Consider the following 14,602-nt stretch of genomic DNA (forward strand, 5'->3'; position numbering starts at 1 on the left):
ACCCGGTTATTTTCGCTTAGATTAAGGCAAATAACGGCGGTCGTAACCGTTAGAATTTAGAAAAGGCCTTTTTTCGTAAAATAGCAGCAGCTGCAACCGTTAGATTTCCGGTGGGTGCAATATCGGCTCGAAAACCTGAGCTTTTGCGGAAATCTGGAAAGGATCAGGGCTGCAAGTTGTCTTATGAAGAAGTTAATACAAGCTAACGAGGCTGTCCCTCAGCTATAATCATAGCTTTTGGAACAGCCCCGTTTATGCTCTCGATATATCTGTCAATACGAAAATTATACCCCCGAATACGCCATGAAGCCGCCGTCCACCGGAATGACGGTGCCGGTTACGAAGCCGGAGGCAGTATCGTCGGCGAGCCAGAGCAGCGTGCCGAGCAGATCCTCCGGCACCCCGAAGCGCCGCATCGGGGTGTGGGCGATGATCTTGGCCGAGCGCTCGGTGAGTGAGCCGTCTTCATTCATGAGCAATTGTCGGTTCTGCTCTGTCAGGAAAAATCCCGGAGCGATCGCGTTCACCCTTATCCCCGCCTCGGCCAAATGCACAGCCAGCCACTGGGTGAAGTTGTTGATAGCCGCCTTGGCGGCGCTGTAGGCTGGAACCTTCGTCATCGGACTGGGAGCGCTCATGGAGGAGACATTGAGCACGACAGCGCCAGGGCGCCCGATCATTCCTTTGGCGAACACTTGTGTCGGAATTAAAGTTCCAACGAAGTTCAAGTCCAGCACATTGCGGAAGCCCGGCACACTTAGGTCAAAAAAGGTCGTCACCCCCGGCTGATCCAGGTCCTCGGGGGAAAATATCTCGCGGCTCGTGTTGGCGCTCGGATGGTTGCCCCCAGCCCCATTAATAAGGATGTCGCAAGGCCCAAGCAGACGGCGAACCGTCTCCTCGGCCTGCTTCATACTTTCGGTATCGGTCACGTCACAGGCCACCGCAACAGCTTCTCCGCCATTCGCACGAACCTCCTGAGCCAACTGTTCGCCTTTTTCAGCAGTACGGTTCAGGATAGCGACCCTGACGCCCTGGCGGGCAAGCTCTTTCACCATGGCGCTGCACAGCACGCCGGAGCCGCCGGTCACGACGGCTGTTTTTCCGGATAAGGCCGGATGAAGGGGAAGGGCGGTCATCGTACGGCCTCCTTAGCACCTGCATGCACATCCGCCCCGCGCTGGTAGGCATCCCACAGGCCCCACAAATACATGATGCCGAGCGCCCGGTCATACAGGCCATAACCCGGTCTGCACTGCTCATCCCAGATATGGCGGCCATGATCCGGCCGGGCATAACCGGTAAAGCCGACATCGTGGTAAGCCTTCACGATACCGGAAATATCGACGGTCCCGTCCTGTGTCCGGTGTGAGGTCTCGATAAAATCGCCGTTATCGAATACCCGCACATTGCGGATATGGGCGAACGGGATGCGGTCGGCAAATTCGTGAATCATCGCGATGATGTCGTTATCCGGATTGGCGCCAAGCGAGCCGCTGCACAGCGTGATGCCGTTGGCCGGGCTGTCATGCAGCGCCAGAAATTTACGCAGATTGCCCTGGCTCGTAATGATGCGCGGCAGCCCGAAGATCGGCCATGGCGGATCGTCAGGATGGATGGCCATTCGGATTCCGTTCTGCTCCGCAACAGGGATGACGGCATCCAGGAAATACTGCAGGTTTTTCCACAGATCCTCTTCAGTTACGTCTTTATAGGCCTCAAACAATGACGTCAATTGCTCCAGACGCTCCGGCTCCCAACCGGGCATTGTAAGGGCGCTGTTCTCGTTAATCTGGTGCACCAGCTCGAACGGGTCAATGCCGTGAATTTTGGATTTCTCAAAAAAGAGCGCGGTAGCCCCGTCTTCCGTTTCCTTGTGCAGATCGGTCCGCACCCAGTCGAACACCGGCATGAAGTTATAGCAGATCACCTTAACGCCGACCTGGGCCAGCTTCTCGATCGTTCTTATGTAGTTCCCGATATAGAGATCACGTGTAGGCCGTCCCAGCTTGATATCCTCATGCACATTGACGCTCTCCACCACATCCAGATGCAGCCCGGCCTGATCGGCCTGCCGCCGGATTTCCATGATCTTCTCCATAGGCCATTCTTCGCCTGCAGGCACATCATGCAGGGCCCATACAATGCCTTCTACACCCGGAATCTGCTTAATTTGCTGCAAAGAAACCGTGTCATTGCCTTCTCCAAACCAGCGAAATGTCATTCGCATAGCGACACCGCCTTTCTTTTTAATGGATAGCGCTTACAAAATACTGCCGCTCCCGCGGAACAGGCGGGCTGGCGCCTGAACCTTGAAGCAAGAGCTCATTTAAAATATTCGGGATACTGCTCCCGGAGGACATTCAAATCCGCCACACCGAGATTTAAATGTTCATGCATGATCCGTTCAGCTGTGTCCGGGAACTGTTCGCGGATCGCATCCACCATCCTGCTGTGCTGCTCATACAGATGGTCCCATTGTGGATTCGTGTCAAGCCGCAGCATACGCGCCCGGTTAAAATGAATGTTCATCTGCTGCATGACACTCCAGGTTGCGAGCTTGTCGCAGCCTTCAAACAGGATGCGGTGAAATTCCTCATCCAGATCGAACAGCCGGTGTCCATCATGGACTTCAATACTGTCCCGCTGCCGCGCCAGATTCGCTTCCAGCTCTGCGAGCCGGGTCTCAGGGAAGCCTGCACAGGCCAGCCGTATCACGGCGCATTCCAGCTGCTCGCGCATGAAGCGAGCCTCCTCTACAAGCGCTGTGTCGATCAGGGATACTTTTGTACCGCGCTGCGGCAGCACCAGCACCAGCCCTTCCTGGGCGAGCCTGACGAAGCTTTCGCGTACCGGAGTCCGACTGACCTGAAAGCGGATGGAGGTTTCTTTCTCGGATAAAGCGGTACCGGGTGGCAGCTCAAGACTCATAATCTGCTGCTTCAGTTGGGCATAAACGGAGTTTCCGGCAGAGCCGCCATGGCGGTACATGGTTTCATCCATGTATTCACCTCCTTGTTCACCATACTACCATACAAGTATGGTAGTTAGCATCAACTTTTTTCATTGCAGACAAAAATCCGGGGCGGCAGGCAGCCGAGAACGCCAAAAAGCCGGGATCTTAAGCGATCACGGCTTTTTCAATAGGCTGTGTCAACGTCTGTTTAGTTAAGCTTTAAGCTGATTTACAAACTTGGCAACAGCTTCGTCCAGTGCAACAGCCGGCCGGCCGAGCAGGGCTTCAAAGTCGCTCCGCTCAACTTCGAGCGCGCCATCCCGGATGGCGGACTGGATGCCGGTCACGATCGGCAGCGCCTCCTGCGGCACGCCCGCTTCCGTCATGACGCGACCGTAAGTCTCATCATCGACATGTTGCACAGGCACCTCGCGGCCGAGCGCTTTGGAGAGCGCAGCCGCCAGGTCGTCATAGGTTGCGGGAGCGCCGGACAGCTCATAGACCGTATTCTCATGACCGCTGCCTGCCAGCACAGCCGCAGCGGCTGCGGCATAATCCTCGCGGAGTGCCCAGCCGACCTTGCCGCTGCCTGCGGATATGGTTACGGGAGCGCCTGCCAGCACCGCCTGAAATACGCCGAGCTCATTTTCAAGATACCAGTTGTTTCTCAGGAAGGAGTAGGGGATGCCTGTCTTCTTGATGGCTTCCTCCGCGGCCCGGTGAACAGGGGCGAGGAATAACGGATTTTCATCAGCTTTGGACACACTGGTGTAGGCGATAAAGCCTACTCCTGCGCGCTGTGCCGCGGAAATGGCGTTCTGATGCTGGCGAATCCGTGTATCGTTGTCATCCGTAGCGGAGATGATCAGCAGGCGGTCGATGCCCGCGAAAGCTTTGTCAAGCGAAGCGGGATCGTCAAAATCACCCTGTCTTACCTCTACGCCGCGAGCGGCCAGGGCGTCTGCTTTCCGGGGATCACGTACACTCACAGCCACGTTGTCGGCCGAGACTCTGGCGAGCAGGTTATCGACCACTTTTGAACCGAGTTGTCCGGTTGCTCCGGTCACCAATATTTTCATATCGAATTTCCCTCCTTAATAATATGGAGCAGCTATAATAAAGTTACTATCATGTAATCATGATAGTTACAATTTAATTTACTGTCAAGCTTTCTTTTCGATCAGCTCAAGCCTGAAATCTACCGTATCATCCCCTGGCGTCATTTTTGGTATGGAGGTGGAGTAGTTGTGGATCGTTCCGGTGAATGCCAGCTGCCGTGACGGGACGGATACTTCGAACACTTGCTTGTACAAATGCACGGTAATGTCATGGTACTGATCAGGGCCGGCGACTATGAAATCAAATCCGATCAGCTGCCGCTCGCGCCCGTTCGCATCATCCTTCAGTGTGCGGGCGGTAAAGTTAAGAGCCTGTATGGTGATATGATCCAGTAGAACTTCGGTGGGATGGTTAATGGTCTGTGGCATGGTTATTTTCCTCCTTGGCGTCGGAAAAAGGACGCTGAGTTTCTTTCGGCCTATTATAGCAAATTTTTTCCTGAACCATGCGCGGGGAGACAGTGTGAAATTCTCGCCAAGTTTAACTGGGATTAAGGCAGGTTTGTTAAGAAGGGACGCTTATCCAAAGTTGAATTATTCCTGACACAACAAAGCCGCGAAGCATCAGTGCTCGCGGCTTTGGCGGGTTTTGGCGTATTATTTTTTTGAACCCAGCAGATCGAAGATAATTTCCGCATTTTGGGTGTTGTCGATCAACCCGGCAAACAGCTCACTGCCCGGTCCGTAGGCATACACAGGAACGTCCTCTCCGGTGTGGCCGCCTGTGGTCCAACCGGTAAATGAACGGGTGTCAAAAATCTTCTCGATCGCATTATCAATTTCAGTGACATCCTTCGCAGTAGCGGCGGCATCCTTAACGGATTGAAGCTCTTCTTCCGTGAAGTCCAACGATACATATTTCTTCAAGGTTTCTTCCGGATCAGCACCTGCAACAATTTCAGCAGCCATAAAGTCCGGCGTGTGTGTAGCCGCTTTGATCGGTGTTACATCAAAATTGTATTCCCCGTTCGCGCCGACGGAGAAACCGCCGGTGGAGTGGTCAGCTGTCGCAACAACCAGCGTGTTACCGTCTTTTTTGGCAAAATCAACAGCAGCCTTGAACGCTTTCTCGAAGTCTGCCATTTCACTCATCGCGGCGACAACATCGTTATCATGTCCTGCCCAGTCGATTTGGCTGCCTTCCACCATGAGGAGGAAACCGTCTTTATTTTTGCTCAGACGCTCAATAGCTGCATTGGTCATCTCTTCCAGGGAAGGAGTCTCTGGTTTGCGGTCAATGGCTTTATCAAGTCCACCATCAGCGAACAATCCCAGCAGCTGGTCATGCTTGTCATTAAGCAGTCCCTCACGGTTGGTTACATACCCGAAGCCGGCATCCTGGAACTCTTTCGTCAGGTCGCGGTTTTCACGCACAAAATTGGTCAGGCCGCCGCCGAGCAGCACATCGATTTTATGCTGGCCGTTGATCATTTCGTCGTAATAGTCATCAGCGATGGCATCCATATTTTTACGGCTGATATCGTGAGCGCCAAAGGCAGCAGGGGTTGCATGCGTAATTTCGGAGGTGGCGACAAGACCTGTTGATTTGCCCAGCTCTTTTGCCTGCTCCAGAACAGTTTTTACTTCGGTTTGGTCGTTGTCGACTGCGATGGCGGCGTTGTAGGTTTTAACACCGGCCGACATGGCTGTGGCTGCGGATGCGGAGTCCGTAACGTTCTGGGACTCGTCCTCAGGGTAAGTCATCTGTGTTCCGACCAGGTATTTGTCAAACTCCGTTTTTTCCATCACAGGTGTTGAAGGGTCGTCCTTCATATAGCGATAAGCTGAAGTATAGGATTGTCCCATGCCGTCGCCGATCAGAAAGATCACATTTTTCACTTTGCCTTTGGCGTTGGAGTTGGCGTTAGCGTTGGCGGCATCTGCGGCAGGGGCTCCGGCCAGAATGGTTGAAGTGCTCAGGGTCAGACCGAGCGCAACTGGAAGCATTTTTTTCATTATTCTATTTTTCATCATTAACCCTCCCATTTATTGAATGAATACATGATAGCTTGTTCATACAAACAGTAGCTGTTAATTGTTAGAGGGAAATGGGATATATGTAAACTTTGTGTAAACACTGTTTTGGACAAAAAAATCAAGATCCCGGATTCGGAACCTTGATGATGGAGAGTGTCCTATTTGGATCGTTCTCTATATTTAATGCAAAAAAATAATAAGTGCTTGGACGCTTATCAGTCGCCTCAGTTTCATAATGGAAAAAACGCGTTTACCTATAAACAGGCATCCGCCTAGCGTCATTAACCCATGCGGTTTAAAAGAAGCGACCGTATGATAAACCAATTCCATAAGGAGGTGTCTAAACTGGATCGTTCAAAAAGAAAGAGGTTTGGATCACTACAGAAGCTAGAAAAAAAAGTGGTTCACACGGATAGTCATCCGATCATCATTGATCTCGCCCACAAGGGTAAACACAAGCACGTCCACCGCCGCAGCCTTAGAGGTCCCCAAGGAGCTGCAGGGCCGCAGGGCTTAGCCGGCCCTGCGGGTCCTCCAGGTCCACCCGGGCCTCCTGGGCCAAGGGGGATTCCAGGCACGCCCGGACCGACAGGCTGCGACGGAACCGCAGGGGCAGCAGGGGTGATAGGCCCAACTGGCCCAACGGGCGCGACGGGCCCGACAGGAGCGGCGGACCCCGGGGCAACGGGAGCAACGGGTGCGACGGGCGTGGCAGGAGCGAAAGGCCCAAGGGGAGTAACAGGCCCGACAGGAGCGACAGGGACGGGAGCAACGGGCGCGACGGGTGTGGCAGGAGCGACAGGCCCAAGGGGAGTAACAGGCCCGACAGGAGCAACTGGCACCGGGGTAACGGGCGCGAAAGGCCCAACCGGCACTACGGGTCCCACAGGCCCCCCCGGTGCAGGAGCTGTAATTCCTTTTGCATCCGGCATACCGCTTACACTGACCACTGTAGCAGGCGGGCTGATTGGAACCGTTGGGCTTGTCGGATTCGGCAACTCAGCTCCGACGGTTACACTGGCGGGAGGAACTATCGATCTGACGGGCGCGGCCGGCACTCTTCTTGATTTTGCCTTCAATACACCACGGGCTGGCACCATAACAGATATATCAGTTACGTTCAGTAATACACTCACGGTCAATCTTCTTGGCGCAACCGTTACAGTTACGGCTCAGCTGTACAGCGCACCGGGAACAAGCAATATTTTCAGCCCGATCGCGGGAACTCTGGTCACTTTGGCTCCGCCGCTTTCCGGCTTGATTGCCATCGGTACGATCAGCAATGGTTTGGCTACCGGGTTGTCCATCCCGGTTGCGGCAAATACTCGCTTGTTAATGGTATTCTCCACTACAGCCACCGGTGTTGACCCTGTTACAGCAGTAGCCGGGTACGGCAGCGCTGGAGTTAATATAGTTTGACACTGAATTAACTGCAAAAAAGTGGCGTCCCGCAAAATATTAGGGGACGCCACTTTGATCAGAAAGGACAACCAGTTTTTTGTCTACTCAAGATTGGCATGCTTTCCGTACATGCTTTCCGTTGTTTGCTTTGTGTGCTCCATAATCCTCAGAATAACAGCATCACCGAACAGGAGCATGCTCTGTTCAAAGAGAGAGCCCATCGGCTGGATGGTCTTGTAATGGGCATTCGCCTGATCCTTTTGAGAGCCTGGGAGCCGGATCACAGTATCCGCAACGGAGCCGATGTACGACTGTGGCGACGTGGTAAGCAGGGCTACGTCAGCGCCCAAGGATTTGGCTTTATCGGCCATGGCCGCCAGACTTTTTGTCTCACCGGAGCCGGAGCCGATGAGCAGCAGGTCTCCTTTGCCGATACCCGGTGTAACCGTCTCGCCTACCACATAGCTGTTCAGGCCGATATGCATAAGCCGCATGGCAATGGATTTGACCATATACCCGGAACGGCCTGCGCCGGCAACGAAAATCCGCTTGGCATCCATAATGGCGGAGGCCAACTGCTCAGCCGCCTCGCCGGAAATCAGCTCCGGAGCCCTATCAAGCTCCGTGAGAATTTCCTTGAGATATTGAACCGTCTGCATGACGCTCAGACGCCCTGCTTAACCAGCTGCTGCATTTGTGCTGCAACAGTCTGTTTGTCGTCTTCCCCTGTGATGCCCCCTCCTACAATAACGAGATCCGGTTTTGCAGCAATGACCTCTGGCAGAGTGCCCAGCTTGATCCCTCCAGCTACCGCAGTCTTGGCGTGTTTTACTACACCTTTGACTGTTTTAAGAGCTTCAAAAGGACTTTCACCTTCAGCCTGCAAATCATAGCCTGTATGCACACAGATATAGTCTACACCGAGAGAGTCTACTTCTTTAGCCCGCTGCTCCAGGTTTTTTACGCCGATCATGTCCACGAGAATCTTTTTCCCGCTTTGTTTCTTGGCTTCTTCAACAGCTCCCCGGATGGTTGCATCCTCGGCCACCGCCAGAATGGTGACGATGTCCGCACCCGCTTCGGAAGCCTTCATCACCTCATAACCGCCTGCGTCCATGACCTTCAGGTCGGCCAATACTTTCAGATTGGGAAAGGCCTCCTTCATCGCTTTTACCGCGTGCAGCCCTTCGTTGATGATCACAGGAGTACCGATTTCAACCACGTCTATATATGATTCAACCTCTTTTACCAGTGCGATGCCTTGTGGAATGTCCACCAGATCCAGTGCCAATTGCAGTTCCATTCTTATGTTCGCTCCTTTAATCGTTGTGAAGTCAGATTCATTGTACTTGCCGTCTTTTTAGAATGTAAGTACGCACTTTTTCGGAACGCAGTACCCATGAGGTAAGGCAGTTACCGGATGGGAACCAAGGAAAACGCAGATGCAGCCTGTGTTTCTGGCATTGGGCGCAACAAAAAAGCCCCTTCCGAGGGGCTATAATTTGTATTGCTTTTTTTCACGATCCGTCCTGTCTCAGGTGCTCCTGGTGCTGTGTTCCCCAGTCCGCCATTTCATCCAATAGCTGCCTGACCGTCAGGCCGTATTCGGTAAAAGAATACTCGACCTTGGGAGGTACCTGGGAATACACTTCCCGATGAATGATACCGTCCTCTTCAAGCTCGCGCAGCTGCTGGGTCAGCATTTTCTGTGTGATATCCGGCATATCCCGCCTTAATTCGCTGAACCTTTTGGCTCCATCGGTCAGATGGCAGAGAATAACGGGCTTCCATTTGCCCCCGATCACTTTAAGCGTAAGCTCAACTGCTGTTTTGAATTGTTGGTTTCCCATATTCCGACTCCTCCGAAAAGCTGATCATTCCATTGTATATGAGATATTTCCAAAAATCCATTAGCGCCAAACTGTATTTCGCGAGCGGCGGGAGCGGCTATGGAACCTCTGAGTCACCCGGGAAAATCAAATAAGCAACAAAAAAGAACCGATCCTAATAAGGGATACGGTTCAAAAGGTTATGTTCCTGTCGGGAGTTGCCAGGAATTAGCTGATCCCGCGCTCTTCATACAACCGGATGATCTCGAGGATCACTTCGGTTGCTTGCACCATGACATCGGCGGAGATAAATTCATATTTGCCGTGATAATTTTCGCCGCCTGTGAAAATATTGGGTGTCGGCAGCCCCATATAGGAGAGCTGGGAACCGTCCGTTCCGCCGCGGATGGGTTTGATTTCAGGCTCAATGTTCAGATTGTTCATCGCCTGCTCTGCGATTTCCACAATATGCTTTACAGGCTCGATTTTTTCCCGCATGTTGAAGTATTGATCCTTGATTTCCAGCAGAACGCGTTCTTGCCCGTAAACAGAACGGGCTTCCTCCACGATTTCGGCCAGCCGGGCTTTGCGGTTCTCAAACTGCTCGCGGTCGAAGTCCCGGATAAGGTAGTGCATTCTCGTCCGCTCAATATCTCCCTGAATCGACATCAAGTGATAAAAGCCCTCGTATCCTTCCGTATGCTCCGGTGCCTCCAGCGGAGGGAGCTTGGTATGTATGAACATCGCTATTTTGGCGGCATTCACCATCTTGTTCTTAGCTGTTCCGGGATGGATATTGACACCCAGGCAGGTGATTTTGGCCGCCGCGGCGTTAAAGCTTTCATATTCCAGCTCGCCGAGCGGGCCTCCGTCCATCGTATACGCGTATTTTGCGCCGAAGGCAGCGACATCAAAGCGCTGCGGCCCTCTGCCGATTTCCTCATCAGGGGTAAAGGCGACACGGATTTTGCCATGCTTGATTTCCGGATGGCGGATCAGGTAATCCATTGCTGTCATAATCTCGGCAATACCGGCCTTGTTGTCCGCTCCCAAAAGTGTGGTGCCGTCTGTGGTGACCAGGGTATGTCCTTTGTATCGGGCCAGGCTCGGGAAATCCCGGGGCGTGAGAATAACCTGCTCCTGCTCATTTAGGACAATATTCTGTCCGTCGTAATTTTCCACCACTTGCGGGCGGACATTCGCGCCCGTAACTTCCGTCGCTGTGTCGAGATGAGCGAGAAAGCCGATGACCGGTACGGATTTGTCTGTATTGGAAGGCAGGGTTGCCATCACGTAGCCGTTCTCGTCCACGGTTACCTCCTGCATGCCTATGGCATTCAGCTCTTCAACGAGCATGCGTGCAAGGGTTAGTTGGCCGGGCGTCGAGGGGCAGGATTCGCTGTCCTCATTAGATTGTGTATCGACCTGGGCATAGGTGCTCAAGCGTTGAATCAGCTCTTGTTTCACGGATTCAAACTCCTTTCCAAAGACTAATTTGCTGATCTTAGTTTAACATGACGGGTGGGGCTTTTTCTAAACCGAAATTTTTTGCGTTTGAAACGGGAACATATGTGCTATAATATCAAGTTATATGAGGAAACCACTAAGGGAAATCCCCCGGAGGTAAGAGATGTCCACATTCAAAGAATTGTTTACCCCTGAATTTTTGGAAAATACGGCGGCGGTGTTCCGCAAGGCCTACCCGGTCTTTGACTGTGGCCGTTTCGTGGAGCTTGTCCAGGACGGGGAATGGGAGCAGGAGGAATTCAAGCAGCGCATCCGCCATATTGCACGTGCGCTTACGGAGGTGCTGCCGCCATCTTATCCGGAAGCGCTGGATATATTATGTACGGCTGCGCCTGATTGTAAAGGAGTCGAATATATTTTCTTTCCGGACTTCGTAGAGCTGAACGGGCTTGAGCATGAGGAACTCTCCCTGGAGGCGCTGAAGCAGCTCACCAGGTACTCAACCTCCGAATTTGCCATTCGCGCCTTTATCGGGCGGAACCCGGAGGGCGTCATGAACCGTATGCGGATATGGGCCACGGATGATTCAGAGCACGTGCGCCGTCTTGCAAGCGAGGGCTGCAGGCCCCGTTTGCCCTGGGGAGGACAGCTGAAACAGTTCATTGCCGACCCGGCCCCGGTCATTGAACTGCTGGAGCTGTTGAAGAGAGATCCTTCCTTGTATGTGCGCAAAAGCGTAGCCAACAACCTGAATGATATTGCCAAGGATCATCCGGAGCTGGTGTTGAACATCGCCCGTGCGTGGAAAGGGGAGCAGCCGGACACGGACTGGATTGTCCGGCACGGCTGCCGGACCCTGCTAAAGAAAGGCGATCCGCAGACACTGGAGCTGTTCGGACTGCAAAGAGCGGAGGGAGTGGAGATCCGTGATCTGCGCCTAACGCGGCCGGTGATTAAGGAAGGGGAGGGGCTGGAATTTTCGTTTACCGTATTCAACCCTGCCGGGCAGCCGCAACAGCTCCGGATTGAATACGACATCCTGTACATGAAGGCAAACGGAAGAACGGCTCCCAAGCGCTTCAAGCTTTCTGAAAAGGAATACCCACCTGGAGCGAGCCTTGTTACCAGGCGGCATACGATCAAGCCGATCACCACGCGGAAGCATTACCCCGGCACGCATGGATTGGATATTATCGTAAATGGCGTGAAGCAGGCGTCGGCCGAGTTCGAGTTGATCAATCCGTAACCGCCTCATCCATTCAGCGCCCATACGGATACACTGCGCCCGGTTACGGGAAACTCCGCCCATCCGTTCTGATCGATTTTGACGCTGTCTTTCCGGTTGCCCGTCAGGTCGGTCCATATTTCACCTGCTCTATGCTGGCTGACACGCATTCGCTTCTTTCCGTCCTTGCCGTTGGATATTACGACAGCCAGGCCGGAGTTTCTGATCTCAGGCACTCCCAGTCTTACCCAGCCGATAGTGTTGGGATGATCGAAATAATCCTGCTGGTCGCCGTAAGCTTTCTCATAACGGGCATAGAGCAGAGGATCGATCTTATCCTGCTTGCCTTTGACAGGCTTCTCACCGCCAACTCCATAATAATCACCGTAGAACACACAGGGATACCCGTCCTTCCGCAGCAGCACCAGCGTATAGGCGATCTGTTTAAACCAATCCTCCACCCAGGATTCGAGCGCCTCATTCGGCTGGGAGTCGTGATTGTCCACGAACGTAACGGAGTTGAGGGGATGTGTGCCGACCAGTGTATCCTTAAAAATGGTGGACAGATCAAAATCACTTCCGGCCAGAGAAGCACTATGCAGCTTGTAATGGAGGGCCACGTCAAACAGATCGATTTTATAATTGACGGCGTCCAGGAATTTCTGACAGGCCTTCAGATCGGGTTTCCAGAACTCGCCTACAATGTAGAAGTCCTGTCCGCGCTTCTTGATCATCTCTGCCACAAACTCCCGGATAAAGTCGTGATTGATATGTTTGATGGCATCCAGCCGGAACCCGTTGCATTGCAGCATGTCGATGAGCCATTTGCCCCACCGGATCATCTCTTCCCGTACAGCCGGATTGTTGTAATCGATATTGGCGAACATCAAATAATCGTAGTTGCCGAATTCATCATCCACATTATTATTCCACTGTTTGTTCTTGCCCAATATACGATAAATGCCCGTCTTGTTCCGGCTGGCATCATAGTCGGTTCCATTGAAATGCTCGAAGTTCCATTGAAACGCCGAATAGCGGTTTCCGCGCCCCTTAAAAGTAAATTTCGTCCATCCTTTAATGTCAAAAGGTTTGGAGATTACCTCGTTCCGGTTATCCGGATTGACCTCGACCACCTTGAACAGCTCGGTTTCATCTGCTCCCGCTTTATGATTCATGACCAGATCGACATAGACGGACAGACCGTGCTTGACGCAGGCGGACATGGCTTCCAGCAGCTCGTTCTTGGTGCCGTATTTGGTTCTAACCGCTCCTTTCTGATCAAATTCACCGAGGTCGTACAGATCATATACGCCGTAGCCCGTATCGTCCGGAGATTGCCCTTTGGTTACAGGCGGAATCCACAAGGCATCAATCCCTTTTCGTTTCAGTTCGGGGACTCGCTCAATCAGCCGCTGCCAATGTTTCCCGTCAGCCTCTACATTCCATTCAAAAAACTGCATCATCGTATGATTTCTTATCATGTACGTCCCTCCCTTTGCTTTATATAACAAGTTACCCATCAGGCAAGGCAGGCTAAACTCCCATACCGCCAAAGAGCGTACAAAAAACAGCAGATGAATGGAGGAGACTGTTCCCGCTATCCATGATCTCCGTCAGTCTTTTCCGTTGTAGTTATTCTTGCCAGTAAAAAGAATACCTATGTTCTTTGGTACGGCATGTAATCAACTCCCTGCAAGCAGGGTGCGTGTGGCAGACATACGTCTTGATTTGAACTGAATGTGATACAATACATGAAGCAGGTGGTAATTTTAGTTAGAAGACGGGTTGGCGGTTTATTGAAAAAAAATTGTGGACAAATATAGATACCGGACAAGCTTAAAGGAGGTGACCCGAAGAGCAGAAGCATTCTGCTTGGGCATGATGGAAGCAGCCGAACAGACATTACTGAAATACTGCAATTATTGTAAGGAATACAAGCCATTGACCGGATTCCAGCGCAGAACCGGCCGTAAAGCAGGCCCGCTGTCGCGCAGAGGGGCATGTCTGGACTGCAGGCGCCGCAAGCAGAAAGCTGCTCAAGCCTTACCTGACAGTCCGCAAGGAGAAAAGGCAGCTGCAAAAGCTGCAGCGAAGCCTTCCGTTGCGGGGAACGGCGCTGCCCATGTTCATGGCGGCAAGGGGGCTGCTCGTGCACATCCTGCTCATCCCGAGAGGCGGCAGCCGCCCTCCAAGAACAATAAACTGCAGTTGGACCCCACGGACCCAAAGGCGCTGCGTCCGAACCGCAACGGAATGATCCGTCTGCGTGGCAAAACGGACAAAGGGCGGCGCTGGCACCAGGAGATCGACCCGGAGCTGGCGGCAACCCTGGTGAAGGAGCACATGGCGGTGGTGGTCAACCGCTCCACGATCCGGCGTTTATACACGAATAGGGAATTCCGCAGTTATATCATGATGAGGGACAAGTACACCTGTTATTTCTGCGGTAAATACGGCGACACGCTGGATCATCTCCTTCCCCGTGCCAAAGGCGGGCATACAACCCCTGTCAACTGTGTCTGCGCGTGCAATGAGTGCAACCAGTCCAAGGCCGACCGGGATGCGGATGAATTCATGCGGGCGATGGCATGGGATTAGAATCAACCAAATGACCTGACAAAAAAAGCTT

General features: G+C 52.8%; 14 protein-coding genes. 3 read left to right on the plus strand and 11 right to left on the minus strand.

The window, feature by feature from the left end; all coding sequences use genetic code 11:
* Positions 1 to 284: 284 nt before the first annotated feature.
* From ACI1P2_RS21595 to ACI1P2_RS21620, 6 genes are all read right to left on the minus strand, one after another.
* On the minus strand, positions 285 to 1,139 hold the full coding sequence (locus tag ACI1P2_RS21595) for an SDR family oxidoreductase (protein WP_355322493.1): 855 nt from the start codon (positions 1,137 to 1,139) through the stop codon (positions 285 to 287).
* Positions 1,136 to 2,230 (minus strand): mannonate dehydratase, encoded by a 1,095-nt coding sequence (uxuA, locus tag ACI1P2_RS21600; RefSeq protein WP_355322495.1) that lies wholly within the window; start codon positions 2,228 to 2,230, stop codon positions 1,136 to 1,138. Before uxuA ends, ACI1P2_RS21595 begins: the two co-directional genes overlap by 4 nt.
* A 95-nt stretch (positions 2,231 to 2,325) precedes the next feature.
* Positions 2,326 to 3,003, minus strand: coding sequence for a GntR family transcriptional regulator (locus ACI1P2_RS21605; protein ID WP_355322497.1), 678 nt, complete (start codon positions 3,001 to 3,003; stop codon positions 2,326 to 2,328).
* Positions 3,004 to 3,168: 165 nt separating this feature from the next.
* The gene (locus ACI1P2_RS21610) at positions 3,169 to 4,035 is read right to left on the minus strand and encodes an SDR family oxidoreductase (protein ID WP_355322499.1); all 867 of its coding nucleotides are present in this window, start codon (positions 4,033 to 4,035) and stop codon (positions 3,169 to 3,171) included.
* A gap of 84 nt (positions 4,036 to 4,119) precedes the next feature.
* A complete protein-coding gene (locus tag ACI1P2_RS21615; protein ID WP_355322501.1) occupies positions 4,120 to 4,443 on the minus strand; it encodes a DUF3219 family protein in 324 nt (107 codons plus the stop codon).
* 228 nt (positions 4,444 to 4,671) lie between these two features.
* Positions 4,672 to 6,045 carry an alkaline phosphatase gene (locus tag ACI1P2_RS21620; protein WP_355322503.1) on the minus strand — a complete coding sequence of 458 codons (1,374 nt, stop codon included), beginning with the start codon at positions 6,043 to 6,045 and terminating at the stop codon, positions 4,672 to 4,674.
* 405 nt (positions 6,046 to 6,450) lie between these two features.
* Between ACI1P2_RS21620 and ACI1P2_RS21625 the strand changes: the two genes are divergently transcribed.
* The gene (locus ACI1P2_RS21625; protein WP_355322505.1) at positions 6,451 to 7,470 is read left to right on the plus strand and encodes an exosporium glycoprotein BclB-related protein; all 1,020 of its coding nucleotides are present in this window, start codon (positions 6,451 to 6,453) and stop codon (positions 7,468 to 7,470) included.
* A gap of 83 nt (positions 7,471 to 7,553) precedes the next feature.
* On the opposite strand, the gene hxlB is transcribed toward ACI1P2_RS21625, so the two are convergent.
* The 4 genes from hxlB to pepT all read right to left on the minus strand — a co-directional run bounded on the left by hxlB (position 7,554) and on the right by pepT (position 10,748).
* The gene (hxlB, locus tag ACI1P2_RS21630) at positions 7,554 to 8,111 is read right to left on the minus strand and encodes a 6-phospho-3-hexuloisomerase (protein WP_355322507.1); all 558 of its coding nucleotides are present in this window, start codon (positions 8,109 to 8,111) and stop codon (positions 7,554 to 7,556) included.
* A 5-nt stretch (positions 8,112 to 8,116) separates the two neighbouring features.
* Positions 8,117 to 8,755, minus strand: coding sequence for a 3-hexulose-6-phosphate synthase (gene hxlA, locus ACI1P2_RS21635; RefSeq protein WP_355322509.1), 639 nt, complete (start codon positions 8,753 to 8,755; stop codon positions 8,117 to 8,119).
* Positions 8,756 to 8,969: 214 nt separating this feature from the next.
* Positions 8,970 to 9,302: a winged helix-turn-helix transcriptional regulator gene (locus ACI1P2_RS21640; protein WP_355322511.1), complete on the minus strand. Its 333-nt coding sequence runs from the start codon at positions 9,300 to 9,302 to the stop codon at positions 8,970 to 8,972.
* Positions 9,303 to 9,509: 207 nt separating this feature from the next.
* Positions 9,510 to 10,748 (minus strand): peptidase T, encoded by a 1,239-nt coding sequence (gene pepT, locus ACI1P2_RS21645; RefSeq protein WP_355322513.1) that lies wholly within the window; start codon positions 10,746 to 10,748, stop codon positions 9,510 to 9,512.
* 163 nt (positions 10,749 to 10,911) lie between these two features.
* Here pepT and ACI1P2_RS21650 point away from each other — a divergent pair, with 163 nt between their 5' ends.
* On the plus strand, positions 10,912 to 11,994 hold the full coding sequence (locus tag ACI1P2_RS21650; RefSeq protein WP_355322515.1) for a DNA alkylation repair protein: 1,083 nt from the start codon (positions 10,912 to 10,914) through the stop codon (positions 11,992 to 11,994).
* Positions 11,995 to 11,999: 5 nt separating this feature from the next.
* Here ACI1P2_RS21650 and ACI1P2_RS21655 read toward each other — a convergent pair whose 3' ends face one another.
* The gene (locus ACI1P2_RS21655) at positions 12,000 to 13,454 is read right to left on the minus strand and encodes an alpha-amylase (RefSeq protein WP_355322517.1); all 1,455 of its coding nucleotides are present in this window, start codon (positions 13,452 to 13,454) and stop codon (positions 12,000 to 12,002) included.
* A gap of 397 nt (positions 13,455 to 13,851) precedes the next feature.
* Between ACI1P2_RS21655 and ACI1P2_RS21660 the strand changes: the two genes are divergently transcribed.
* Positions 13,852 to 14,571, plus strand: coding sequence for an HNH endonuclease (locus ACI1P2_RS21660; protein WP_408976299.1), 720 nt, complete (start codon positions 13,852 to 13,854; stop codon positions 14,569 to 14,571).
* Positions 14,572 to 14,602 lie beyond the last annotated feature (31 nt).

Source organism: Paenibacillus jiangxiensis, from assembly GCF_046098255.1.
Lineage (GTDB): Bacteria > Bacillota > Bacilli > Paenibacillales > Paenibacillaceae > Paenibacillus > Paenibacillus jiagnxiensis.

Coding starts and splice junctions, on each gene's coding strand:
- ACI1P2_RS21595 (WP_355322493.1), bottom strand. CDS start 1,139: ATGACCGCCCTTCCCCTTCATCCGGCCTTATCCGGAAAAACAGCCGTC.
- uxuA (WP_355322495.1), bottom strand. CDS start 2,230: ATGCGAATGACATTTCGCTGGTTTGGAGAAGGCAATGACACGGTTTCT.
- ACI1P2_RS21605 (WP_355322497.1), bottom strand. CDS start 3,003: ATGGATGAAACCATGTACCGCCATGGCGGCTCTGCCGGAAACTCCGTT.
- ACI1P2_RS21610 (WP_355322499.1), bottom strand. CDS start 4,035: ATGAAAATATTGGTGACCGGAGCAACCGGACAACTCGGTTCAAAAGTG.
- ACI1P2_RS21615 (WP_355322501.1), bottom strand. CDS start 4,443: ATGCCACAGACCATTAACCATCCCACCGAAGTTCTACTGGATCATATC.
- ACI1P2_RS21620 (WP_355322503.1), bottom strand. CDS start 6,045: ATGAAAAATAGAATAATGAAAAAAATGCTTCCAGTTGCGCTCGGTCTG.
- hxlB (WP_355322507.1), bottom strand. CDS start 8,111: ATGCAGACGGTTCAATATCTCAAGGAAATTCTCACGGAGCTTGATAGG.
- hxlA (WP_355322509.1), bottom strand. CDS start 8,755: ATGGAACTGCAATTGGCACTGGATCTGGTGGACATTCCACAAGGCATC.
- ACI1P2_RS21640 (WP_355322511.1), bottom strand. CDS start 9,302: ATGGGAAACCAACAATTCAAAACAGCAGTTGAGCTTACGCTTAAAGTG.
- ACI1P2_RS21650 (WP_355322515.1), top strand. CDS start 10,912: ATGTCCACATTCAAAGAATTGTTTACCCCTGAATTTTTGGAAAATACG.
- ACI1P2_RS21655 (WP_355322517.1), bottom strand. CDS start 13,454: ATGATAAGAAATCATACGATGATGCAGTTTTTTGAATGGAATGTAGAG.
- ACI1P2_RS21660 (WP_408976299.1), top strand. CDS start 13,852: ATGATGGAAGCAGCCGAACAGACATTACTGAAATACTGCAATTATTGT.